This window comes from Flavobacterium cucumis (assembly GCF_900148835.1).
GTDB lineage: Bacteria > Bacteroidota > Bacteroidia > Flavobacteriales > Flavobacteriaceae > Flavobacterium > Flavobacterium cucumis.
On sequence record NZ_FRYK01000003.1, the window covers coordinates 197,428 to 221,266 of the forward strand.

Annotated in this window: 25 protein-coding genes; 11 read left to right on the forward strand and 14 right to left on the reverse strand. The window is 32.1% G+C overall.

What is annotated here, in order from left to right; all coding sequences use genetic code 11:
• Positions 1-311: 311 nt before the first annotated feature.
• A complete protein-coding gene (locus BUE95_RS09750) occupies positions 312-704 on the reverse strand; it encodes a hypothetical protein (protein WP_026725027.1) in 393 nt (130 codons plus the stop codon).
• 48 nt (positions 705-752) lie between these two features.
• Positions 753-1,400 (reverse strand): orotate phosphoribosyltransferase, encoded by a 648-nt coding sequence (gene pyrE / locus BUE95_RS09755; protein ID WP_073583901.1) that lies wholly within the window; start codon positions 1,398-1,400, stop codon positions 753-755.
• Positions 1,401-1,407: 7 nt separating this feature from the next.
• Here pyrE and BUE95_RS09760 point away from each other — a divergent pair, with 7 nt between their 5' ends.
• From BUE95_RS09760 to BUE95_RS09785, 5 genes are all read left to right on the forward strand, one after another.
• Positions 1,408-2,016, forward strand: a complete 609-nt coding sequence (locus BUE95_RS09760) for an NUDIX hydrolase (protein ID WP_073584198.1) — start codon at positions 1,408-1,410, stop codon at positions 2,014-2,016.
• Positions 2,017-2,573: 557 nt separating this feature from the next.
• On the forward strand, positions 2,574-3,662 hold the full coding sequence (locus BUE95_RS09770) for an efflux RND transporter periplasmic adaptor subunit (protein ID WP_073583905.1): 1,089 nt from the start codon (positions 2,574-2,576) through the stop codon (positions 3,660-3,662).
• Positions 3,663-3,682: 20 nt separating this feature from the next.
• Positions 3,683-6,871, forward strand: coding sequence for an efflux RND transporter permease subunit (locus BUE95_RS09775; RefSeq protein ID WP_073583907.1), 3,189 nt, complete (start codon positions 3,683-3,685; stop codon positions 6,869-6,871).
• Positions 6,858-8,294, forward strand: a complete 1,437-nt coding sequence (locus BUE95_RS09780) for a TolC family protein (protein ID WP_073583909.1) — start codon at positions 6,858-6,860, stop codon at positions 8,292-8,294. The genes BUE95_RS09775 and BUE95_RS09780 overlap by 14 nt, the downstream gene beginning before the upstream one ends.
• A 129-nt stretch (positions 8,295-8,423) precedes the next feature.
• Entirely contained in the window at positions 8,424-9,284 is an 861-nt protein-coding gene (locus tag BUE95_RS09785) for a patatin-like phospholipase family protein (protein ID WP_073583911.1), read from the forward strand.
• Positions 9,285-9,312: 28 nt separating this feature from the next.
• Here the strand turns inward: BUE95_RS09785 and BUE95_RS09790 are convergent, their stop codons facing one another.
• Both BUE95_RS09790 and BUE95_RS09795 read right to left on the reverse strand, forming a co-directional pair.
• Positions 9,313-9,978, reverse strand: coding sequence for a toxin-antitoxin system YwqK family antitoxin (locus tag BUE95_RS09790; RefSeq protein WP_073583913.1), 666 nt, complete (start codon positions 9,976-9,978; stop codon positions 9,313-9,315).
• A gap of 9 nt (positions 9,979-9,987) precedes the next feature.
• Entirely contained in the window at positions 9,988-11,712 is a 1,725-nt protein-coding gene (locus BUE95_RS09795; protein WP_073583915.1) for a M14 family zinc carboxypeptidase, read from the reverse strand.
• A gap of 264 nt (positions 11,713-11,976) precedes the next feature.
• Between BUE95_RS09795 and BUE95_RS09800 the strand changes: the two genes are divergently transcribed.
• The 4 genes from BUE95_RS09800 (at position 11,977) to BUE95_RS09815 (ending at position 14,573) form a co-directional block, all read left to right on the forward strand.
• The gene (locus tag BUE95_RS09800) at positions 11,977-13,323 is read left to right on the forward strand and encodes a DEAD/DEAH box helicase (RefSeq protein WP_073583917.1); all 1,347 of its coding nucleotides are present in this window, start codon (positions 11,977-11,979) and stop codon (positions 13,321-13,323) included.
• Positions 13,324-13,391: 68 nt separating this feature from the next.
• Complete coding sequence (locus tag BUE95_RS09805; protein WP_073583919.1) at positions 13,392-13,637, forward strand: type II toxin-antitoxin system ParD family antitoxin; 246 nt, start codon at positions 13,392-13,394, stop codon at positions 13,635-13,637.
• Positions 13,637-13,936, forward strand: a complete 300-nt coding sequence (locus BUE95_RS09810) for a type II toxin-antitoxin system RelE/ParE family toxin (protein WP_073583921.1) — start codon at positions 13,637-13,639, stop codon at positions 13,934-13,936. The genes BUE95_RS09805 and BUE95_RS09810 overlap by 1 nt, the downstream gene beginning before the upstream one ends.
• Before the next feature lies 1 nt (position 13,937).
• Complete coding sequence (locus BUE95_RS09815; protein WP_073583923.1) at positions 13,938-14,573, forward strand: class I SAM-dependent methyltransferase; 636 nt, start codon at positions 13,938-13,940, stop codon at positions 14,571-14,573.
• A 1-nt stretch (position 14,574) separates the two neighbouring features.
• Here BUE95_RS09815 and coaD read toward each other — a convergent pair whose 3' ends face one another.
• The 4 genes from coaD to BUE95_RS09835 are packed head-to-tail and all read right to left on the reverse strand — an operon-like array spanning position 14,575 to position 16,577.
• Positions 14,575-15,033, reverse strand: coding sequence for a pantetheine-phosphate adenylyltransferase (coaD, locus tag BUE95_RS09820; RefSeq protein ID WP_073583925.1), 459 nt, complete (start codon positions 15,031-15,033; stop codon positions 14,575-14,577).
• Positions 15,034-15,035: 2 nt separating this feature from the next.
• Positions 15,036-15,377: a DUF5615 family PIN-like protein gene (locus BUE95_RS09825; protein WP_073583927.1), complete on the reverse strand. Its 342-nt coding sequence runs from the start codon at positions 15,375-15,377 to the stop codon at positions 15,036-15,038.
• Complete coding sequence (locus tag BUE95_RS09830) at positions 15,374-15,598, reverse strand: DUF433 domain-containing protein (RefSeq protein ID WP_073583929.1); 225 nt, start codon at positions 15,596-15,598, stop codon at positions 15,374-15,376. The genes BUE95_RS09825 and BUE95_RS09830 overlap by 4 nt, the downstream gene beginning before the upstream one ends.
• Before the next feature lie 4 nt (positions 15,599-15,602).
• A complete protein-coding gene (locus BUE95_RS09835; RefSeq protein ID WP_073583931.1) occupies positions 15,603-16,577 on the reverse strand; it encodes a D-alanine--D-alanine ligase in 975 nt (324 codons plus the stop codon).
• A gap of 179 nt (positions 16,578-16,756) precedes the next feature.
• On the opposite strand from BUE95_RS09835, the gene BUE95_RS09840 reads away from it, so the two are divergent.
• Together BUE95_RS09840 and BUE95_RS09845 are read left to right on the forward strand one after the other, a co-directional pair.
• On the forward strand, positions 16,757-17,416 hold the full coding sequence (locus BUE95_RS09840) for a PASTA domain-containing protein (RefSeq protein ID WP_073583933.1): 660 nt from the start codon (positions 16,757-16,759) through the stop codon (positions 17,414-17,416).
• Positions 17,403-18,443, forward strand: coding sequence for an RluA family pseudouridine synthase (locus BUE95_RS09845; protein ID WP_073583935.1), 1,041 nt, complete (start codon positions 17,403-17,405; stop codon positions 18,441-18,443). Before BUE95_RS09840 ends, BUE95_RS09845 begins: the two co-directional genes overlap by 14 nt.
• Positions 18,444-18,452: 9 nt before the next feature.
• On the opposite strand, the gene BUE95_RS09850 is transcribed toward BUE95_RS09845, so the two are convergent.
• The 6 genes from BUE95_RS09850 to BUE95_RS09875 all read right to left on the reverse strand — a co-directional run bounded on the left by BUE95_RS09850 (position 18,453) and on the right by BUE95_RS09875 (position 23,839).
• The gene (locus BUE95_RS09850; RefSeq protein WP_073584200.1) at positions 18,453-19,022 is read right to left on the reverse strand and encodes a hypothetical protein; all 570 of its coding nucleotides are present in this window, start codon (positions 19,020-19,022) and stop codon (positions 18,453-18,455) included.
• A 5-nt stretch (positions 19,023-19,027) separates the two neighbouring features.
• Complete coding sequence (locus BUE95_RS09855; protein WP_073583937.1) at positions 19,028-20,206, reverse strand: THUMP-like domain-containing protein; 1,179 nt, start codon at positions 20,204-20,206, stop codon at positions 19,028-19,030.
• A gap of 2 nt (positions 20,207-20,208) precedes the next feature.
• Positions 20,209-21,303 carry an AI-2E family transporter gene (locus BUE95_RS09860; RefSeq protein ID WP_073583939.1) on the reverse strand — a complete coding sequence of 365 codons (1,095 nt, stop codon included), beginning with the start codon at positions 21,301-21,303 and terminating at the stop codon, positions 20,209-20,211.
• A gap of 72 nt (positions 21,304-21,375) precedes the next feature.
• Positions 21,376-22,326 carry a zinc metalloprotease gene (locus BUE95_RS09865; protein WP_073583941.1) on the reverse strand — a complete coding sequence of 317 codons (951 nt, stop codon included), beginning with the start codon at positions 22,324-22,326 and terminating at the stop codon, positions 21,376-21,378.
• Between the two features lie 177 nt (positions 22,327-22,503).
• On the reverse strand, positions 22,504-23,142 hold the full coding sequence (locus BUE95_RS09870; RefSeq protein ID WP_073583943.1) for a DUF4159 domain-containing protein: 639 nt from the start codon (positions 23,140-23,142) through the stop codon (positions 22,504-22,506).
• Positions 23,135-23,839 (reverse strand): 16S rRNA (uracil(1498)-N(3))-methyltransferase, encoded by a 705-nt coding sequence (locus tag BUE95_RS09875; RefSeq protein ID WP_073583945.1) that lies wholly within the window; start codon positions 23,837-23,839, stop codon positions 23,135-23,137. Before BUE95_RS09875 ends, BUE95_RS09870 begins: the two co-directional genes overlap by 8 nt.

Consider the following 23,839-nt stretch of genomic DNA (forward strand, 5'->3'; position numbering starts at 1 on the left):
CGAGAACTATAGCAACGATTTTCCTTCTACAGTTCTCGATACATTTTGTATTCGGAAATCTGAGGCTTTCCAAATACAAAACACTCGAAGTGACGCAGGTGGAATTTCGTTTTCATTTCACTTTTTATAATGTTTTTCTTTTTAACTCAATTACTAATAAACAAGTGATAAATATTATCGTCACTTCGAGTGATTTTATATTTTAAAAACCTTAGTTTTTGAAATGTAAAATTGTATCGAGAACTTTAGAACATAAAAAAACACGAATTACATAAATCATGCAATTCGTGTTCAATAAGTTATTCAGGAAACTACAATTTTCCCATATTTTGAGCCAATGTCTCGATGAATTTTGTGATTGGTCCTTTGATCATCATCGCCATCATTGGATTAAAATCGCCTTCAAAAGCTAATTGAACTTCAGTATTATCAGCATCAATAGCGTTTAAGTTTCCAGTTAAAGTAAAAGGCAATTTACTTGAAGCAGCTCCTAAAACGATTTGCGAATTTGGAGTTCCTCCTTTTTTTACCAATTTAATTTCTGGCATTCCTTTTAAGCCAAATTCAAAGCAATTTTCGTCAATTACTTCAAATTTTGCTATATTTTCAGGCATTAATTTTTCGAAATTCTTTACGTCGTTTAAAGCGTTGAATAAATATTCAGCCGATTTTGCTACGTTTACTTTTGGACTTTCTAAGTTCATATCTTTTTGTTTATAAGTTTAAAAGGTTAAGAGTTTAAAAGGATGAAACTAAACTTCTGCATTCCACTCAGCAGGATTAGCATTCCAAGCGCTTAATGTTTCCAATTCGTTTTCGGAAACATATTGTTTGTCTACTGCTTTTTGTAATAAGCTTTCGTAATTACTTAGGGTAAAAACATCCAAATTAGCTGCTTCAAAGCGTTCTTTTGATACTGGAAAGCCATAGGTAAAAATGGCTGCCATTCCTTTGATATTAGCACCTTCGTTGCGTAAAGCTTCAACGGCTAACAAACTGCTTCCGCCAGTCGAAATCAAATCTTCTACGACAACTACATTTTGTCCTTTTTGCAAGAAACCTTCTACTTGGTTTTGTCTTCCGTGTTTTTTGGGTTCTGGACGAACGTATACAAAAGGCAGTCCCATTGCTTCTGCGACAAGTATACCAATGCCAATAGCGCCTGTTGCAACGCCCGCAATGACATCCGGTTTGCCAAATTTGTCTTCAATATGTTTCGCAAATTCATCGCGTACATAGTTTCTAACCGCTGGAAATGAAAGAATTATGCGGTTATCACAATAAATCGGAGACTTCCAGCCTGAAGCCCATGTAAAAGGATTTTTAGAATTTAATTTAATTGCGTTTATTTGTAAAAGCAATTCGGCTGTTTGTTGTGCTGTGTTGTTATTAAAAATCATATTGCAAATGTATAAAGTTTTTGTGAACGATAAGCCACTTTTTTTAACAAATCAGGTTCAAAAGGAAACCGATTTCAAACTTTTTTTGTTGGAAAGTGTTGATATTAAAAAGCTGATTGTAAAAATATTTCAGAATAAAATTCAGAAAGCATTTTTATATCATCCAGATGAAAAGCTGATAATGAAAACGCTTAGAGCAAAACTTCCGGTTGAAAAAGCGGGAGGAGGATTGGTTTTTAATAAGAATGGTGATGTACTTTTTATTTTCAGAAATGGGAAATGGGATTTACCAAAAGGTGGAACCGAAAAAAATGAAACTATTGAGGAAACGGCTATTCGTGAAGTTGAAGAAGAAACAGGCGTTACCGGATTAGCCATCACTGAAAAATTGCAAAGAACCTACCATATTTTTAAACGAAATGGTCGTTATAAATTAAAAATTACCCAATGGTTTGAAATGCGAACTAAATTTGAAGGTGTTCCACAAGGACAACTTGACGAAGGAATAGAGCGCGTAGAATGGGTAAATCCGAAGGATATTAAGTTTTTATTAGAGAACTCTTACGAGAATATTAAACTGTTGTTTGAGAACGAATTAATTCACAATAGTTTTTAAAGAAAATTTAAGATGTGTAATTCAAATGTTTTTATACATTTGTACCGAAATGAAGAAGAATCTGTTTAAATATTTTTACTTTATAATATTTAGTATCATTGGAAATATTGCTTTTGCAAGTTCCAACGATTTTTCACAAACTGATTTTTCTATATCTGAAAACAGTTCTATTTTTCAACAAGATTTCGATTTTCCTCTGTTTTATAAAAAAACAGAAAATAATTTTGAAACAAATCAAGGAAAAATAGAAGTTATTGAATATGAATTAGAGGAAGAAGAATACTCTTATTCTAAATATTCCAAAAATTTTAATTTTTTTGCAAACTTTTTTGATACTAAAGTTTCAGAAAATAATTCACAATTTATTCAAAATAGATTTGCGCCTTGCAAGTATATAGATTATCTATCTACACTTACACCACTTAATATTTACTATTGCGTCTACAGGATTTGATTTAAAATTTATTTTCAGGTTGTTACAGAATTTCAATAAAAGATTTTCTGTGTTTTTTACAATTCATTACAAAATAAATATTAATTCAAATTATTAAAATAAAATGGCTAAAAGAATTTTTATGCTTTTAAGCTTAGGTAGTATCTTATTACTATCTAGTTGTGGACACAAAGAAGAAGTAAAGGAAGAAGAAGCAAAATTTTTAGTTTCAAACCCGCTTGAAAAAGATACAATTGTTGATCGAAAATATGTTGCCCAAATTCACTCAATTCGCCATATCGAATTAAGAGCTTTAGAAAGAGGTTATCTACAAAACATTTTTGTAGACGAAGGACAGTTTGTAACAAAGGGTCAAAAAATGTTTAGAATTATGCCAAATGTTTATGAGGCAGAATTAGCTAAATCAAAGGCAGAAGCAGAATCTGCACTTATAGAATATCAAAATACAAAAACTTTAGCAGAAAAAAATGTCGTTTCTAAAAACGAATTGGCTTTAGCTAAAGCTAGATTATCAAAAGCAAATGCAGAAGTTAGTTTGGCACAAACTCATTTAGGTTTTACCGATATTAGAGCTCCTTTCTCAGGAATTATGAATCACTTAGAAGCAAGAGAAGGTAGTTTGTTAGATGAAGGAGATTTATTAACGACACTTTCTGACAACAGTAAAATGTGGGTTTATTTTAATGTCCCAGAGGCTGAATACTTGAACTATGTTACTAAGAAGTCAAAAGGAGAAATGATTAAAGTAAACTTAGAAATGGCTAATGGAGCTATTTTTAACCAAGAAGGAGTTGTTGAAACTATCGAGGGTGAATTTAATAACGAAACAGGAAATATTGCTTTTAGAGCAACATTTAACAATCCAAACAAAATTTTAAGACATGGTGAAACAGGAAATATTATAGTTAGAAATGACTATAAAAAAGCATTGTTAATACCACAAAAAGCAACTTTTGAAGTTCTAGATAAAAAGTTTGTTTTTGTTATCGATAAAAATAATACAGTAGTTCAAAGAGAAATAACAGTTTCAGAGGAAGAAATTCCATACTTGTTTATTGTTAAAAGTGGACTTACCGTAGGTGATAAGATTCTTTTAGATGGATTACGAAAAGTGAAGAATGGTCAAAAAATTCATGTTGACTATCAAACACCTAATAAAGTGTTTTCTTCATTACATCTTTATGCTGAATAATCTCTAAAAAAAGAACTATCATGTTTAAGAATTTTATCAAACGACCTGTTATGGCGATCGTTGTATCGCTCATAATAATATTTTTAGGGTTATTGTCAATTAAAACGTTGCCAATTTCTCAGTTCCCTGAAATTGCACCTCCAAGGGTTTTAATTACACTAGCTTATCCAGGAGCAAGTGCCGAAGTATTAGAAAAATCGTCATTAATTCCATTAGAAAGAGCAATTAATGGTGTACCAGGAATGCGTTATATTGTTTCTGATGCAACCAGTGCCGGTGAAGCTACAATCCAAATTTTATTTGATTTAGGAACAGATCCTAATGAAGCGGTAGTTAACGTTAAAAACCGTGTAGACAAAGTAATCAATACCTTGCCAGAACTTGTTCAGCTTGAAGGGGTTATTGTACAAGTTGTACAGCCGAGTATGTTGATGTACATTAACTTATATAGTGAGGATAAACATGCAGATGAAAAGTTTTTGTATAACTATGCCAATGTAAATATTATTCCTGAAATCCAACGTATTAAAGGGATTTCTACCGCTCAAATCTTAGGTAACCGTAATTACGCAATGCGTATTTGGTTAAATCCTGATAGAATGCGTGCTTATAATGTTTCTACTGACGAAGTTATGAAAGCGATGGCTGAGCAAAGTCTTATTGGTAGACCTGGACGTTTAGGTCAGGCTACCGGTATAAAAGCACAGTCATTAGAATATGTATTGGTATACAAAGGAAGGTTTAATAAACCCGAAGAATATGAGAATATAATTGTAAGAGCTAATGCTGAAGGTGAGATTGTCAAGATTAAGGATATTGGAAAAGTTCAATTTGGAAGTGAATTTTTCGATATTTACTCTAACAAAGACGGACACCCTTCTGCGGCTATTCAATTAAAACAAGTATATGGTAGTAATGCATCTGAAGTAATTGAAGGTGTTAAACACAAATTAGAAGAATTAAAAGGAGCTTTCCCTCCTGGAATGAAATATGAGGTTAGTTATGACGTTTCGAGCTTCTTAGACGCCTCTATTGAAAAGGTTATCCATACTTTAGGTGAAGCCTTTGTATTAGTTGCAATCGTTGTATTTATTTTCTTGGGAGATTGGCGTTCAACGCTTATTCCAATTATTGCTGTACCAATTTCATTAATTGGAGCCTTTATCTTTATGAAGATGTTTGGGCTAACCATCAACTTAATTACATTATTTGCCTTAGTTCTTGCAATTGGGGTCGTAGTAGATGATGCGATAGTCGTCGTCGAGGCCGTCCACCTCAAGATGGAGGAAGATCATATTGGACCATTTAAAGCCGTACAAAGAGTATTGGGAGAAATTGGTGGAGCCGTTGTAGCGATTACGTTATTAATGACCTCCGTATTTATTCCAGTAGCCTTTATGTCGGGACCTGTTGGGGTATTCTATAGACAGTTTGCTATTACCATGGCATCTTCTATTGTACTTTCTGGGGTTGTTGCACTTACTTTAACTCCTGTTTTATGTGCAATGATTCTTAAAAATAACCATGGTAAACCTAGAAAGAAAACACCTATTAACATGTTTATTGATGCATTTAATAGATTGTTTGAAAAACTAACGGGAAAATATACAAACATTCTAACTAAGATTGTTGACAGAAGACTTGTTACGTTTTTAGCATTAGGAGGATTTGCCGTTTCTACAATTTTAGTAAGCGAAACATTACCTTCAGGGTTTATTCCAGGAGAAGATCAAGGTATGATTTATGCCATTATTCAAACGCCTCCAGGATCGACTCTAGAAACTACTAATGCGGTTTCTAGAAAATTACAATCTATTGCTGAGCATGTAGAAGGGGTGCAATCGGTTTCTTCGTTAGCGGGTTATGAAATTCTTACTGAAGGTAGGGGTTCTAATGCTGGTACATGTATCATCAACTTAAAACCATGGTCTGAAAGAAAGAATTCGGTTCATGAAGTTATTGAAGAATTAGAAAAAGAAACTAAAGACTTTGGAGCTGTAATTGAATATTTTGAACCACCAGCGGTTCCAGGATATGGTGCAGCAGGAGGATTATCATTCCGTTTATTAGATAAAACGAATAGTGGGGATTATTATTCATTTGATAAAATCAATAAACAATTCATGGATGATTTAGGAAAACGTAAAGAGTTAACAGGATTGTTTACTTTTTATGCGGCAAATTACCCTCAGTACGAAATCATTATTGATAACCAAAAAGCAATGCAAAAAGGTGTTTCTATTGGAACTGCAATGGAAAACTTAAATATCTTAATTGGTAGTACATTTGAGCAAGGTTTTATTCGTTTTAATAATTATTTCAGAGTATATACTCAGGCAGATCCTTCATTCAGAAGAAATCCTAATGATTTGTTACAATACTATGTAAAAAATGATAAAGGAGAAATGGTTCCGTATTCTGCATTTATGACTTTGAAAAAACGTCAAGGTCCAAATGAAATTACACGTTATAATTTATACAATTCGGCAACAATTAGAGCGGTTCCTGCAAAAGGTTATACAACTGGAGAATCAATCAAAGTTATTAATGAAGTAGCCAAACAAACACTTCCAAATGGATATGATGTAGCTTGGGAAGGATTAACTTTTGACGAGGCTCAAAGAGGAAATGAGGCAATTCTTATTTTCGGAATTGTATTAATCTTCGTTTACTTTGTATTATCGGCTCAGTATGAAAGTTTTATTTTACCATTTGCGGTTGTTCTTTCTTTACCTGCCGGAATTTTTGGAACATTCTTCTTGTTAAAACTATTTGGTTTAGCAAATGATATTTATGCGCAAGTAGGACTAGTAATGCTTGTTGGATTACTCGGTAAGAATGCCGTTTTAATTGTTGAGTTTGCTGTCCAGAAAACCCAACAAGGAATGTCAATCTTTGATGCGGCAATTGAAGGAGCTAAAGTTCGTTTTAGACCAATCTTGATGACATCTTTCGCATTTATTGCCGGATTAATTCCATTAGTAAAAGCAACAGGTGCTGGTGCAATTGGTAACAGAACTATCGGTACAGCTGCACTTGGAGGAATGTTATTCGGAACCATTTTTGGAGTTTTATTAATTCCTGGGTTGTACTACATTTTTGCCAAATTAGCTGAAGGAAGAAAAATGATTAAAAACGAAGACTTTACTCCGTTAACAGAAGATTACCACTATATTGATTCTGATAAACACAAAAATGAAAAGAAATAATTTATTAAAAGCAGTAGTATTAGGATGTTCCATCCTAATACTACATTCTTGTGGAATTCCAAAAGTAGCTACACAAGAAAGTAATATTACTTTGCCAACTAATTATTCGGAAAAAGTAACTCAAAGTGATAATTCTGGAAAAGTAAGATGGAAAGATTTTTTTGAAGATAAATATTTACTAAGCTTAATCGATTCTACATTAGTTAATAATAAAGAATTGAATATTTTGATGCAAAAAGTAAATATGGCTCAAAATGAAATTCAAGCTAGAAAAGGGGAGTATTTACCAAGTGTTGGTTTAGGTGCTGGTGCCGATTTAGATAAAGTTGGTAAGTTTACTAGAAATGGTTCAGTAGAAGAAAATTTAAACATCAGAGAAGATGAGAAATTTCCTGAGCCATTAACAAACTACAAATTTGGTTTATACAGTACTTGGGAATTAGACGTTTGGAAAAAACTTCGTAATTCTAAAAAAGCTGCTGTAATGGAATATATGGCTTCTCAAGAAGGGAAGAACTATTTAGTTACTAATTTAGTTGCTGAGGTTGCTAACTCTTATTACGAATTGATTGCTTTAGATGCGCAATTGAAAAACCTAGAGCAAAATATTGAAATTCAAAAAAATGCTTTAGAAATAGTAAAATTATTAAAAGAGTCGGCAAGAACAACACTTTTAGCGGTTAAACGTTTTGAAGCTGAGGTTCAAAAAAACCAAAGTGAAATTTACAATCTAAAACAGGAAATTGTTGAAGTAGAAAATAAAATCAACTTTTTAGTGGGTAGAACTCCTCAACCAGTTTTAAGAGATGCTAGCAATTTCATGGCTACAACTCCAAAATTTGTAAATGTAGGTTTACCTTCAGATTTATTAGAAAACAGACCTGATATCAAACAAGCGCAATTAGAATTAGAAGCTGCTAAATTGAATATTAAAGTTGCTAAAGCTAATTTTTATCCGCAGTTTGGATTAAAAGCGGGTATTGGTTATGAAGCATTTAATCCTAAGTATTTATTAAATTCTCCAGAATCGTTGTTGTATTCTATTGTAGGAGATGCAATTATGCCATTAGTAAATAGAAATGCAATTAAAGCAACGTATAAAACAGCTTCAGCAAAACAAATTCAGGCTGTTTATGAATACGAACAAACAATTTTAAGAGCTTATACAGAAGTTATTAATCAAATGTCTAAGATTGAAAATTTAGAGAATTCATTTAACTTGAAAAATAACCAAGTTGAAGCTTTAAATCAGTCTATCGATATTGCAAATCAATTATTTCAATCAGCAAGGGCAGATTACATGGAAGTTTTACTTACACAGCGAGATGCTTTGGAAGCAAAAACAGACTTAATCGAAACTCGTAAAAATCAAATGCTTACTGTAATTAATTTATACAAAGCGCTTGGTGGTGGATGGAATTAATGGATTTATTTGTAATGTAATTGTGAAAGAAAAGTCATCCGAAAGGGTGACTTTTTTATTGCGTTTCAATTTGTAAAATTTATTTACTATTTTTAATACAAGTTTTTCCATAATCAGATTTCCAATTCAATGAAAAAAGATATTACTTTAGTTCTTTCAGGTGGCGGTGCAAGAGGAATTGCTCATATTGGAGTTATTGAAGAATTATTGAAATTAAACGTAAATATTGCTTCCATTTCAGGAACTTCTGTGGGTGCTTTAATTGGCGGAATTTACGCTGTAGGAAAACTAGAAGAATTCAAGCAATGGATGTTGAAAGTAAACAGAACTAAGATTTTTAGATTGATAGATTTTAGTTTTTCAACACAAGGATTGGTTAAAGGAGAACGCGTTTTTAATGAAATTAGAGAATTTATTACCGATGTTAATATTGAAGATTTACCAATAAAATATACGGCAACCGCTTTTGATATTGCCAATGGTAGAGAAGTAGTGTTTGATAAAGGAAGCTTATTTAATGCTATAAGAGCTTCTATTTCTATTCCAACGATTTTTACACCACTAACTATTGGAGATTCCGTTTTTATTGATGGTGGCGTTGTAAATAACATTCCAATAAACACGGCAAAACGAGTTGAAAATGATATTGTAATAGCGGTTAATGTAAATGCAGGAGTTACCGATGATATCGTGTATTATTCTGAATTAGAACAACTAGCAAAACAGAATCAGAAAGCAAGTAAATCTATTTACAGAATTAATAAAAATATCAATTACTTATTCTTGGTCAACAATAGTTTAGTAACCTTGACCAATCATATTTCTAATCTTATTTTAGAAAAGAATCCGCCCGATGTTTTAGTTGAAATACCACGAAATGTAGCCGGAATTTTTGAATTTTATAATACCAAAGCCATTATAAATTCTGGTAGGGAATATTTTGCAAATTCGATTCCTGAAATTGAATCAAAGATTAGAAATGTTTTATAAATTGGATATTATTAGTTTTTCTCTGTTCTTATTTTAAAACGCTGTAATTCTCATATTCAGTTTTAATAAGTTTGTTTTTTGAATTAAACGTTTTAATTGTTTTTTTACCTTTTCTGTATTTGATTTTTTGGTATTCATAGAGGTTGCCTTCTTTATCAAAATATTCATTTGTGATAACATTTAATTTTCCAAATTCATAGGTTTCTTTTAATTCAATAATTCCTTTTTTATCGGAATAATATATGATTTCTAGAGGTTTTCCGTTTTTGAAGACCCCTTCCAATCTTTTATTTCCATTAGAGAAATAATCGATAATTTTTCCATTGCATAAAATGTCACAATTATAATAATTCCAATATTTGGAATGGAGTTCTAGACTAGTTACAAAACGTGTTTTAGGAATTGTAATAGTATCAATAAATTTTACTGAGTTATTAATTTTTAATGAAGTATTGATTGAAATTCTAAAATCACCATCTATTAAATGAGAACTCAGAATATAATTTCCAATAGTATCAACAGAAGTTTTAAAATTTGATGAAATAAATTCTTTTTGGTTATCAAGGTTAGTTAATTCAAAATTTAATTTTTCAATTTTATTGTTGCATTCATTAAAAAAATATAGTTCAACATCAATCTGCGAATGAATTTGATTTATGAATATTATCAAAAGAAAATTTAAAATGTTTTTCATAGATTTATTTTAGTTAACTCTATAAACCGGATACTGCAAATGCGCTTTCTCATAATAAGGTGATTGTCTATAAACCCAATCCAATTGCGCTGCACCATTTTCAGCGAAAGCTTTGTCGTTTTGTTTCTTCTGTTCTAATTCGGCTTTGATTTTTGGATTTTTATCCAAGAATTCTTTCGCCAAATCTTCAAAAACATAACTCGAAAAATACTCTTTTTGTTGTAAAATAGGATCAAAGAAGTTCCAATTGAAATAACTGTCTACGGCTTCTGGTTCTAAAGTTTCCACTAAATATTTCACGCCTGGTTGATTCGTGTAAAACATATAATCACCCATGAAAAATTTTATTTTTTGGGTCGATTTAGAAACTTTCGTATTGTAGTGTGTGTAATGCCCTTCGTAAGGCGATTTTGAAGTTTGATAGCTTTCAATTTTATACGATTCTACTTCAATAATCGTATCTTTTTGAAGACGTTCTGAATTCATATTGTTCAATTTCAAAATATCCAACACTTGCCATTGCGATTGCGGAATAATATACGCTTTAGGAATGTTTACAAATTTCGTAGGTTTATAATTCCCATAAAACGGAATTTTCTTGGTAAACGGTTTGCTTTTGTCGTAAAACAAACGGTCTTTTCCTGAAATATCGCTTGGTTTGTAACCGCCTTGATAGCCTTTAAAATCAATATAAGAAACTTTCGTTGAATCAATTGCCCAATCCATCGGATATTGCATCCCAACTTGATATTCGTTCAATGCTTCTTTTCGCATTTGTTTGATTTTTTGCCAATTCACATCGGCGAAATTAATCGTGCTGACCATAAATTCATACGTCACTTTTACACGTTCTTTATATATTTTCAACATGTGTGTTTCTGGAACAAATCCTAACGTATGGAATAAAGTCGAATAACCTGTTGCATAACGTGGAGTATCGGTAAATTGTTCGAAACCTTTATCAGGCGTGGTACTATGTACATTGACATACGGAACCACATCGATTTTCTTTTTGTTCATGTCTTTCACCACGGAAGGATACAATTCGTTGATGAAATAATTGCCTAATTTGTTTCCCAAACGTTCGTGTTGAGTAGCAATACAAGTAAACGTATATTGATAATCCGCACCATTAGAAACGTGATTATCAAGGAAAATATCAGGATTTAACTCGGTAAACAATTTTTGAAAACTTCTCGAATTTTTAGTATCCGATTTGATAAAATCGCGATTCAAATCGTAATTTCTACCGTTTCCTCTAAAACCATATTCTTCTGGGCCGTTTTGATTGGCTCTTGAATGCGAATTTCGATTCAACATCCCACCCACACTATACACTGGAATTGCAGCAATTAAGGTGTTTTTAGCCGTTTTGATTTTTCCCATGGCTAAATCGCGCATCAACATCATCGTAGCATCAATTCCGTCAGGTTCCCCCGCGTGAATGCCGTTGTTGATTAATATTACGGCTTTGTTTTTAGTAAAATATTCGTCAAAATCAAATTTGCCTTCGCTTGAAAAAAGTACCAAATGCAATGGTTTTCCGCTATCGGTGGTGCCTTTTTGAATCATTTGGATGTTGGCATAACTTGCGTCTAATTTTTCATAAAACGCAATACATTCTTCATAAGTAGTAGATTGATTGCCATTGCCACGTTCAAAAGGCGTGGTAAAATTGTTTTGAGAAAACGCAGAAATCGATAAGAAAAGTAAACTTATTTGTAAAAAACGCATAGTTGAATTGTATTTGATTTTCAAAAATAAAGTTTTTTACTTGAAACACATAGAAACATAGGTTAATTGTTGATAGAGTTGAGTCGTTTCACTCTTTATATAGTTTATATAGTTTATCTGAACCCAAATTTTGGGCTATCCAATTCTTTTTTCCTATGTTTCTATGTGGTTTAAAATTCTTTGATTTTGTTTTATTTAATAGTATAAACGGGTTAATTTACGAATCGATAAGCATCAATCAACAATCATCACTATCTTTGCCGCATGAGTCAAAATCCCTATTCCAACAATGTACTATTGAATCTTGGTATTCAAAGTTTAAACAAAATGCAAGAAGCAGCCCAAAAGGCTATTTTGAATGAAGATAATGTGTTATTGCTTTCTCCAACAGGTTCGGGGAAAACGTTAGCCTTTTTATTGCCCATTCTTAAATTATTAGATGAAGAAGTAAAAGGGGTGCAATGCTTAATTTTAGTACCATCACGCGAATTAGGTTTACAAATTGAACAAGTTTGGAAAAAAATGGGAACGCATTATAAAGTCAATACGTGTTATGGAGGGCACTCGATAGAGACGGAATTCAAAAACTTAAGCAATCCGCCAGCATTGTTAATTGGAACACCAGGAAGAATTGCCGATCATATAGAACGAGGAAGTTTTGCTACCGAAAATGTAAAAACCTATGTTCTAGACGAATTTGACAAATCGTTACAATTGGGTTTCCATGAAGAAATGTCTTATATCATTGGAAAAATTACTAAAGCAAACAAACGTGTTTTAGTTTCAGCGACTTCAGGTGTGGAAATTCCAAAATATACTAAAGTTGTTAATCCGAAAGTATTGGATTTTATTCCGAAAGAAAAGCAAAATGACAATTTAGATATTCGCATTGTTTTTTCGAAATCTAAGGATAAAATCGATTCGTTGTTTCAATTGATTTGTTCTTTGAATTCCGAAGCAGCGATTATTTTTTGTAACCATAGAGAAGCAGTGGAACGCATTCATGACATGTTGACTCAAAAAGGCATTATTTCTACGTTTTATCATGGTGGATTAGACCAAGACGAACGCGAGCGTGCTTTAATTCAGTTCAGAAATGGTAGTGTTTCGTATTTAATCACAACTGATTTAGGGGCACGTGGTTTGGATATTCCTGAAATGAATCACGTAATTCATTACCATTTACCTGCTAAAGAGGACGAATTCACACACCGAAACGGTAGAACCGCTCGTATGTTAGCCACCGGAACCGCTTATGTTTTGGTAAACGAAACCGAAAAGAAAGTAGATTATTTTGATTATGGCAAACGTAGATTAGATGTTTCTAATGCCAAATCATTACCAAAAGCGCCTTTATATCAAACGCTTTACATCAGTGGAGGAAAGAAAAACAAGTTGAATAAAATTGATATTGTAGGTTTCTTTTCGCAAAAAGGAAAATTGGAAAAAGATGATATTGGATTAATCGAAGTCAAAGATTTTATTTCGTTTGTAGCGGTGAAATATTCAAAAGTAAAATCGTTATTGCAAAACATCAAAGATGAAAAAATGAAAGGGAAGAAGTATAAAATTGAAGTAGCGAGAAAGGTGATAAAGAAAGAGGAGGAGTAAAGTTTTTAATAATTATTTAAAATCATTTGCAATAAATACCAATTCTTGGTATATTTGATAAAAAAGTTATGGCACGAAATACTTCTATATTATTAGGTGAATATTTTGAAAATTTCATCAATGAACAAATGGCTACGGGAAAATATAGTTCTGTTAGTGAGGTGGTTAGAGCTGCTTTGAGAGTTTTTGAACAAGAAGAAAACAAGTCGAAATCATTAATAAATGAGCTTAAAATTGGAGAAAAAAGCGCAAAAATTAAAAATTTTGATCGTAACAAAAATTTAGAACAACTTAAAGCAAACTTTCAAAAATAATGTCGAATTATATTCTAAGCGAACAGGCGCTAGACGACATTAATAGAATTTGGATTTACACCGCTGAAAATTGGTCTTTAGAACTAGCAGACCGTTACTATAATTTAATTTTTGATGAAATAGAATATATAGCAGCAAATTTTCAAATGGCTCGTGATTTTGGAACTGTGAGAAAAGATTATCGATGTTCAAAAGTTAAGTCACATTTGATATTTTTTAGAATAACTAAAGCCAATGAAATTGAAGTGGTGAGGGTTTTACATGAAAGAATGGATATAGAAATTAGATTAAGCGAATAAAATGATTTCTCCAACTTGCCCACTTTGTAATTCCACTTCAACGCTTTTCTGCGAAAAGGCAAAGCATTTGTTTTATAAATGTGATACTTGCGATGGTATTTTTAGGCCAAAACATACTTTTTTAACTGCTGAAGAAGAGAAAGAACACTACGAAAAACACAATAATGATATTTATGATGAGCGCTATCAAGCGTTTGTTTCTCCTATAGTAAATGCGGTTTTACAAGATTTTTATCCAGAAGCAAAAGGTTTGGATTTCGGTTCAGGAACAGGTCCGGTAATTGCCAAAATGTTGACGGATAAAGGCTATCAAGTACAGAATTACGATTTGTTTTTTGCGAATGATGTATCGCTTTTAAATCAAAAATACGATTACGTTTCGTGTTGCGAAGTAATGGAACATTTTCATCAACCTTACAAAGAATTTGAATTACTAAAAAGTTTATTACTTCCGAAAGGGAAATTATACTGTAAAACCGAAGTTTTCAACAACCAAAAGCCTTTCGAAAATTGGTATTACAAGGATGATTTCACACACGTTTTTATTTACCAACCCAAAACCATGGAATGGATCAAAGCAGAATTCCACTTTTCGAATTTAATTATTCAAGAGAAATTGATTGTGTTTGAAAGCTAATTTATTTTTTATCCAAAACCGATTCTGGAACTAACTGCGAAATATCACCACCATTTCGCAATACATCACGCACAATACTCGAAGAAATAAACGAAGTTCGAGCAGCTGTTAATAAGAAAACCGTTTCAATTTTGGACATGACACGATTCGTATGTGCAATAGCTTTTTCAAATTCAAAGTCGGCTGGGTTTCGTAATCCACGTAAAATGAATTCTGCTTTTTCTTTTTTGCACAAATCAATCGTTAAACCTGAATATGTAATGACTTTTACTTTAGGTTCATCTTTAAAAGCTTCTTCTATAAAACGTTTTCGGTCTTCTAAGGAAAACATGTATTTTTTTTCGGCATTGACACCAATCGCTACAATGACTTCATCAAACAAAGAAACGCCTCTTTTGATTATATCGGAATGTCCGTTAGTAATAGGGTCAAACGAACCCGGAAATATTGCTTTTTTCATAGTTAGTTTATTTCAAGACAACTTATTTCAATATACAATGGATTTGAAATAAAATCGATTATAATTTCTTTTTTTTGTTGAAGGATTTCAATGATATTTTTAGTAGTGGTATTTCCAGTCCTAAGCCATATAATTTTTGGAGGATGACCTTTTAAATTCGATATTTCAAAAAAATCACTATCAAAAGTAACGATTGTATAATTGTTTTCTTTGGCAAACTTCCAAATTTCATGATCAGAAAATCCTTCTAATCCTAATTCTCTTACCTGTTTAGAATTAGGGAAATCTTCTTTGATTTTTTGAATTATCCTAAAGGATATATTTTGGTCAAACAATAAGCTCACGATGCTACCCTAACTTTATGTTCTTTGTCAGCAGCGTATGCCAAACAAGATTTTATCTTATCTTCGGTTAATTCTGGGAAATCAGTTATTATTTCATTGATATTCATTCCATTAGCTAGCCAATTTAAAACATCATAAACTGAAATTCGAGTTCCTTTTATGATTGGTTTCCCAAAACGAACTTCAGGTTTTATTTCGATATGTTCTTGGTAATTTATCATAAATTTACTTCTTTAAAGCCAATTCAATAGCATTTTCAAACAATTCAGGTAATGAAATTCCAGCTTCTCTCGCTTGTTGAGGTAAAATACTTTCGGTAGTTAAACCTGGAATCGTATTCATTTCTAACATATAAGGTTCATTGTTTACGATAATGAATTCACTTCTCGAAAAACCTTTCATTTTCAATACTTCGTACGCTCTTTTGGCAACCGTTTCGATTTTTATTTTTAATTCTTCCGAAATTCTGGCTGGCGTAATTTCTTTTGATTTGCCTAAATATTTCGCTTCGTAATCAAAAAAATCGTTTTCGGATACGATTTCGGTGATTGGTAAAACCGTAACTGTTCCTTTATAATTAATCACACCAACCGAAACTTCAGTTCCGTCCAAGAAACTTTCTATGATGATTTCGTCGTCTTCTTTATAAGCATTTTCGATAGCTGGAAGAAATTCTTCTCTAGTTTTTACTTTCGAAATTCCGAAACTCGACCCTGATTTATTTGGTTTTACGAAACAAGGTAAGCCAACTTTCGCCAAAATAGTGTCCACATTAATCTCATCACCCAAATTCAAATAATACGATTCCGCTGTCTTGATTCCGTAAGGTTTTAAAACGGACAACATATCGCGTTTGTTGAATGTTAATGCCGCTTGGTAATAATCACAAGAAGTTTGAGGAATATTTAGTAACTCAAAATAGGCTTGCATCAAACCATCTTCTCCCGGCGTTCCATGAATAGCATTAAAAACCACATCAAAATTGATTTTTGAGTCATTAATCGTTACTGAAAAATCGCTTTTATCAATTGGAAATTCACTGTTATTCTCATTAACATATACCCATTTTTCTTTGAAAATATGAATACGGTATGGATTAAATTTAGCGCGATTAATATTGTTAAACACAACATTTCCGCTTGTTAACGAAATTTTATACTCGCTAGAGTAACCTCCCATAATGATGGCAACGTTTTTCATTTTGAAATTCTAAAAGTGATACACAAAATTACATTATTTATTCAGATTTTACGTTCTTTTGTTTCTTAACCAAAAAAATATTTTTTCAAAATTATCGTTCTAGTAGCGTTATGAAATGAAAATGAAATGCATCGTGATTTCTTTTTGAATTTTATATCTTTGTCAAAATATCATTTTATATGAGTTTATTTAAATTTTTAACAAGTAGGGTTTTTTTTATTCAAGTTGCCATAGCGATAGCTATTGTAGTAGTTTTCACATTTTTGATAATCCAATTTTTAGATTTTAGAACGAATCATGGCCAAGAAATTAAAGTGCCTGATTTGTCTAAGATGAAAATTGAAATTGCTGAGGAAAAACTAAACGAACTGGATTTAGAGGTGTTTTTATTAGATACGGTAGAATTTAATGCTGATTTTCCTCCCTTTACAATTTTAGAGCAAGATCCTAAAGCAGGTAGTTTGGTAAAAGACGGTCGTAAAATTTATGTAAAACTGAATGCAGGAGAATTTACTGATATTACCATTCCAGAATTCAAAGACAAAACGTTCCGACAAATTTCGGCAACTATAAAATCATTAACATTAAAAGAAGGAAAAATTACCTACAAACCTCATATAGCAAAAGATATAGTATTGCAAATTTTTCAAGATGGGAGACGTTTGAGAGCTGGTGATAAGGTAAAGAAAAATTCTACGCTAGACTTTGTATTAGGAGATGGTAAAGAAGTGTTTAATGGTGAAACATTCAGTTCTGAAGAGCCTGCGGATACTTTACCACCTGTAGAAGAAAATGTTACAGAACCAGTAGAATTTAAAGAAGAAGATGGCGGATTATAATGTAGGAACCGAACTCGAAGACGAGTTATACGAACATCATCGTTTTGAAGCAAGCAAAGGGCAATCAGCCTTGCGTGTGGATAAGTTTTTGATGAACATGATTGAAAATACAACCCGAAATAAAATTCAACAAGCAGCAGAGAAAGGTTCGATTTTAGTGAATGATGTTCCTGTAAAATCGAATTATAAAGTAAAATCGGGTGACATTGTACGATTAGTATTGGCACACCCAACTTACGAACAATTGCTTACGCCGGAGAATATTCCGTTGGATATTGTGTATGAAGATGATCAATTGTTGGTCGTTAATAAACCCGCTGGCATGGTAGTGCATCCAGGGCATGGAAATTATTCGGGAACCTTAGTCAATGCGTTGGCTTATCATTTCGAAAATTTACCGATGAATAGTTCAGAAAGGCCGGGTTTGGTTCATCGAATCGATAAAGATACTTCGGGTTTATTAGTAGTTGCTAAAACCGATTTCGCAATGGCTTATCTTACCAAGCAATTTGCTGAGAAGACTTCGGAAAGAGAATATATTGCATTGGTTTGGGGAAATGTAGAAGAAGATGAAGGAACTGTAGAAGGCAACATTGGTCGTCATGATACCAATCGAATGCAAATGGCAGTTCATTCTGATGAAGAAAAAGGTAAACCAGCTGTTACACATTATAAAGTTTTAGAGCGATTTGGCTACGTTACTTTAGTTTCTTGTCAACTAGAAACGGGAAGAACGCATCAAATTCGTGTTCACATGAAACACATAGGCCATACCCTTTTTAATGACGAGCGATATGGTGGCGATTCGATATTAAAAGGGACTACATTTACTAAATACAAACAGTTTGTTGATAATTGCTTTAAAGTATTACCAAGACAAGCGCTTCACGCTAAAACGTTAGGGTTTGAACATCCTATTACAAAAGAATTTTTACGATTTGATTCACCTATTCCACAAGATTTTATGGAATGTATTGATAAATGGCGTGTGTATTCGAAAGCACAGACTTTCACAGAAGAGGCATAATGTTTGCCTTTACTGTACACATTTTAAATAATCAATGAAATAGTCTTTTGGATTTGTTTTGGTATTAAATGTCTCAGAAAAATATTCTGATGCAACTACATAATCTTTTGTTTCACTAATAAACTGAATTCGCATAAGCGAGATCGAACTTTTACTTAACTCTTCGTAGTTTGATGGTGTAAAGTAAAAATAACCCGTTAAAATTCGGATATTATCTTTTGTTTCAGAGTCGTAGTTTAATTGACTACAGCTTTCTAAATCAGAATGCACTAGTGTAACAATCTTTCCGTTAGCCAATTGAAATATAATTTTTGATTTTTTATCCAAGCAGTTTACAGGAATGAAGGCATTATTTTTCTGAATTTGTTGTACAACCAGCATTGGTGTCCCAGATTCATTTATTAAGTTGAAAAATATAAACTCTTTTGAATTTCCAAAAAGACGTTCATGGAGTAGTTTTTGTGGCGTTACCTTAAGCGATGTACTATCTGTTTTTTCATTTACATCATAGATGCAATCTTGACTTTGAGCTGAAGAAAATAATGGTATTAAAAGAAAAAGAAAAAGAATGTTTTTCATGAAATTTAAATTTTTTCGCAAAGTAAAACTATTTTTTCGTTATTCAAATTGGTTGTAAAAAAAGCATAGGTGATTCCGCCATCTTGAATTTTAAATTTTTTCTTTATTTCTTCTGGTTTTAAAGGGAAATTTCGAGTTGAAATGTTCATTTTCTGATTTTGAATATATTGCTTCATTTCTTGTTTCTGATATTTGATTTCTTGAATAATTTTAAATTTTCTTCCTTGAAATTCTTTATTTTCATTTGAGGTGTAAAGATGCGAATGTTGGTGTAATTTAGCAACCCCAAACAATTCTGAAATCGCATTAAAATAGCCCGATTTAAGTAAAGAAGCATTGGGCTCATAAAGATACTGTTGAGGTAAGCTGAAAGTAGCGTGATAGTTTTTTAAAAGAACAATTTCCGTTGAATAAACTATACCTTTGTCAATAGTAACAGCTTTAATCATTGGGTTTTTAGAATTTCCTTTTTCAATTAGCCATAACAATTCTTTAACTTCATTTTCAACAGCTACAATATAAATTGTTGTTACATTTTTCAATTCGCTTAATCCAGCTGTAATGTCTAAAATTGGAGCGGTTTTAATGAGTAAAGTTTCTGAGTACTCTTCATAAAAATTTTGTAATTCTACTACATTTGGAAGACAGTCTTTCAGCATAAAAACCTTTCCCTTTGCATCATTTCTTCTAGAGGGATCTACATAAATACAGTCAAACTTTTGGTTGCGGTTTTTTAAAATAGAGGTGCTGTCACCAATTACACATGATACATTCTCCACATGAAGTGCTCTGAAATTATGGGCAACAATTAAAGAAAGTTCCGCATTTATTTCACAATGGATTACTTTGTTAAACTGTTTTGAAAAATAGTAGTCGTCAATTCCAAAACCTCCAGTACAGTCAATTAAGTTATTTCCTGAAACCAAACTTGCTTTATATTTTGCTGTAATTTCAGAAGATGTTTGTTCAATCGAAATTTTTTCGGGAAAAATTATAGCTGGATTAGCAAACCATGTAGGTAATTTTTCTTTTGCTTTTTTTTTAGCAATAATTTGGTTAATTAAGGTGGTGTAATCAACATCAGGAAAAGGATTTTTTTTAAAGGCCAGCTTTGTAATATCTAGGTTTATGTTTTTGTTTATAAAATCTTGTATATCAGATTTTAAAATTCTTTCAATATTCAAAATTATAAGTTTTTTGTGAGGGCTTTAATAAATTTGTTTTCAGGTAAGAATTCTTTTCCAATTACTTTTAAAGAAGTGTAAAAAGGAACTGCTATAATCATTCCGGTTACACCAAATAAAATTCCTGCAATCAAAATGATTAAAAAAATTTCTAAAGGATGTGAGTTAGTACTTTTTGAAAATATAATGGGCGAACTCAAATTATTATCGATAACTTGAACAACCGACATTCCGATTAAAACATAAATTGCTGTGGGAAGTGTTTCAGTGGCAAAATCAGCACCAGTTCCAATACCACTTATCATAATTAACAACCCAGCAATAACAGATGCTATTAGAGGGCCGATGTAAGGCACAATATTAAAAATGGCACACAATAAAGCTATTATCAATGCATTTTCAACGCCAAAAATCAAAAAAACAATTAAGTATAGTACCATTATGATACTTAATTGAAGCAGTAACCCCAGAAAATACCGAGATAACATCTTGTTTATGGCATGAATTGAGTTAACTATTTTCTCTTTTTGATTTTCGGGTAACAATTTTTTAAAATTTAGGTAAATCGCATCGCTTTCTTTTAAAATAAAAAAGGTGATGAATAAAACCGAAGCAAATCCCATGCTAAAATTTCCTAAAGTACTCAGAAAACTATTTAAAAAATTTGGAATAAATTCGAAAGTAGTAAAGGAGGAAAGTTTGCTGCTTTGGATAAGTTGTTTGGTGTTTATGTTGTAAGCATCTAAAAAAGTGATGATGTTTTCTAAAAGAAGACTGTAATTCTTTTCCAAAGAATCAATATCTAACAAGGAAAGATTTTCTCCTTGTGATAAGATAAGAGGGATGAAAAGAAGTATAAAACCAGATACAACCAGAAATGCTAGGAATAGAGAACTAATTACAGCTAGGGTATTTTTAAATTTGAATTTTCTTTTTAAAAAGAGTACTAATGGTCTAAGTAATAAAGAAATTATAATGGATAAGATACAATATAGTATTACGGAGGTAATTTTATAGAGAAATAATAACGTCAATGCTGCCGTAATAAGAAATGCTACTGCTTTTATAATACCAAGTGAAATTTCTTTCGAATTCATACTTTTTGTTTTAGCTAATATAAAAAAAAACTCGCTAAAATAGCGAGTTTTAATATCAAATAATAAATTATATTATCTAAATGAACTTCTAGGTCCAGATGTGCTGAAAATAGCTGCCATTCTAGAAGCTTGACCAGATGAGAACATATACATTCCTCTATCATCTGTATAATCCATGTAGTTCATATACATTTCAAGCGGTTGTCCTGAACAAGTACTTCTGTGACCTACAGCAGGAACGCCACTGTTTGGAGCATTGTGAGTAGGTGTGTCTGCAACTAAATCAGAACCACAAGTAGCATCACCCCAAATGTGTCTTAAATTCATCCAGTGTCCTACTTCGTGAGTAGCTGTTCTTCCTAAGTTGAAAGGAGCAGTAGCAGTACCTACTCTTCCTGTATATCTTGAATCAACAACAACTCCATCAGTTGCAGAAGAACCTCCAGGGAATTGAGCATATCCTAAAATTCCACCACCAATTGTACAAACCCAATAGTTCAATTTTGTAGTTGGAGAAGTTGGGTTAATACCTCCTTGTCTAGAATTTTTCATAGCATCACGGGTCCCCCAAGACGTTTTAGTTGTAGATTTTCTTACTACATTGTCAAGAACAAATCTTACGTTAAGAGCACCTCTCACACTGTTGTAAGGGTTGCTTGAATTGTAATCTGCATTAATGCCTTGAAAATCTTCATTCAATACGTCGATTTGAGATTGTAATTGAGCTAATGAAATGTTCTCAGAAGCTGTTCTGTATAATACATTGAATACAACAGGAATTTCTAAAACACCATTAACGATTCTACCCTCAGCAATAGCTCTGTCTGTAATTTGTTCAATCTCAGCCATTTTTTGAGCTAATAACGGGTTTTCACGCAATTGTCTTTCATGAATTTCATGAGAGGCACAACCTCTGTGATGTGCTTCTGTTGCAGCTGTGTCTTGTGTACCATTAGCGTTTTCATCGTTGCTACAAGAGAAAAGCAACATTAATGAAAAGGCAGAAAAAATTAATTTTTTCATAATTAGTTAAATTATTTAATTTGGTTAATAATGGCACAATATTAGGATAAAAAAAAAATATAAAAAAAATATTTTACCAAAAAATTAAGAAATATTTAAAAAATTATTAATAAAAAAGAAAAAAACTCAATGAAATAAGGATTTCAAGATGTTTTTGTTTTTTCTTAAATTTTGCGTTTAAAATTGGAATGCGTAATTTAAAATATTTGCCCCCATCTTTAAGGCTTTATCCCTAACATTCTGAGGGTTGTTATGGACTTCAGGGTCTTCCCAACCATCCCCTAAGTCGGTTTCGTATGTGAAAAGTAACACGATTCTACCGTCAATGAAAACGCCGAAGGCTTGGGGTTTTTGATTATCGTGTTCGTGAATTTTAGGCAATCCACCCGGAAAATTGAAAGGTTCTTGGAATAAAATATGATTAGCAGGAATTTCTGTTAACGGATTATCTGGAAATATTTTCTGGATTTCTTTTCGGATATATTCGTTCATCCCATAATTGTCGTCAATGTGCAAAAAACCACCCGATAATAAATAATTACGAAGATTAATAACATCGTTTGCACTTAAAACTACATTTCCATGTCCTGTCATATGAACATAGGGATAGGAGAAAATTTCGGAACTTCCAACAGCCACTGTTGCAATTTTGGTGTTGATTTTGGTATTGATATTTTGATTGCAAAATTTGGCCAAATTAGGTAAAGAAGTCGGATTTGCATACCAATCACCACCACCTGAATATTTAACAACAGCGATTTCTTGGGTAAATCCCAAGTTCCAAACCAATACTAAAACAACTAAAATTTTATTCATTTATCAAGGCAATTGTATGACAAGCTACTAAAGCTGCAGTTTCTGTTCGTAATCTTGTGTTTCCCAAAGTTACAGGAATAAAATGATTTTCTGTAGCCAAATTGATTTCTTTTGTAGAAAAATCACCTTCTGGACCTATTAATATAGTGATTTTCTCGTCTTTTTTGACCTCGTTTTTAAATGATTTTTTATCGGTTTCTTCACAATGTGCGATGAATTTTTGTCCATCGATGTTTGACTTTACGAATTGGGAGAACGAAATCGGCTCATTAATTTTTGGAATGTAATAATGTAGCGATTGTTTCATTGCCGCTTGAATAATTTTTTCCGCGCGATCAGTTTTATACACTTTTCGTTCGGAATGATCGCAAATAATCGGCGTGATTTCGTGAATACCGATTTCGGTTGCTTTTTCTAAAAACCATTCCAACCGGTCATTCATTTTAGTAGGAGCCACCGCAATATGGGTATAAAAAACATCTGGTTCTTGAGAGATTTCTTTTGTGATTTTAACTTCACATTTTTTTTCAGAAGATAAAGTTATAACAGATTCAAATAAAAACCCTTTTCCATTAGTGATATAAATAGAATCGCCTTCTTTTTTGCGTAACACTTTACTAATATGTTTACTTTCTTCTTTGTCAAAAAAGAAAGTGTCAGCCCCTTGCTTGATATCGGGATTATAAAATAGTTGCAT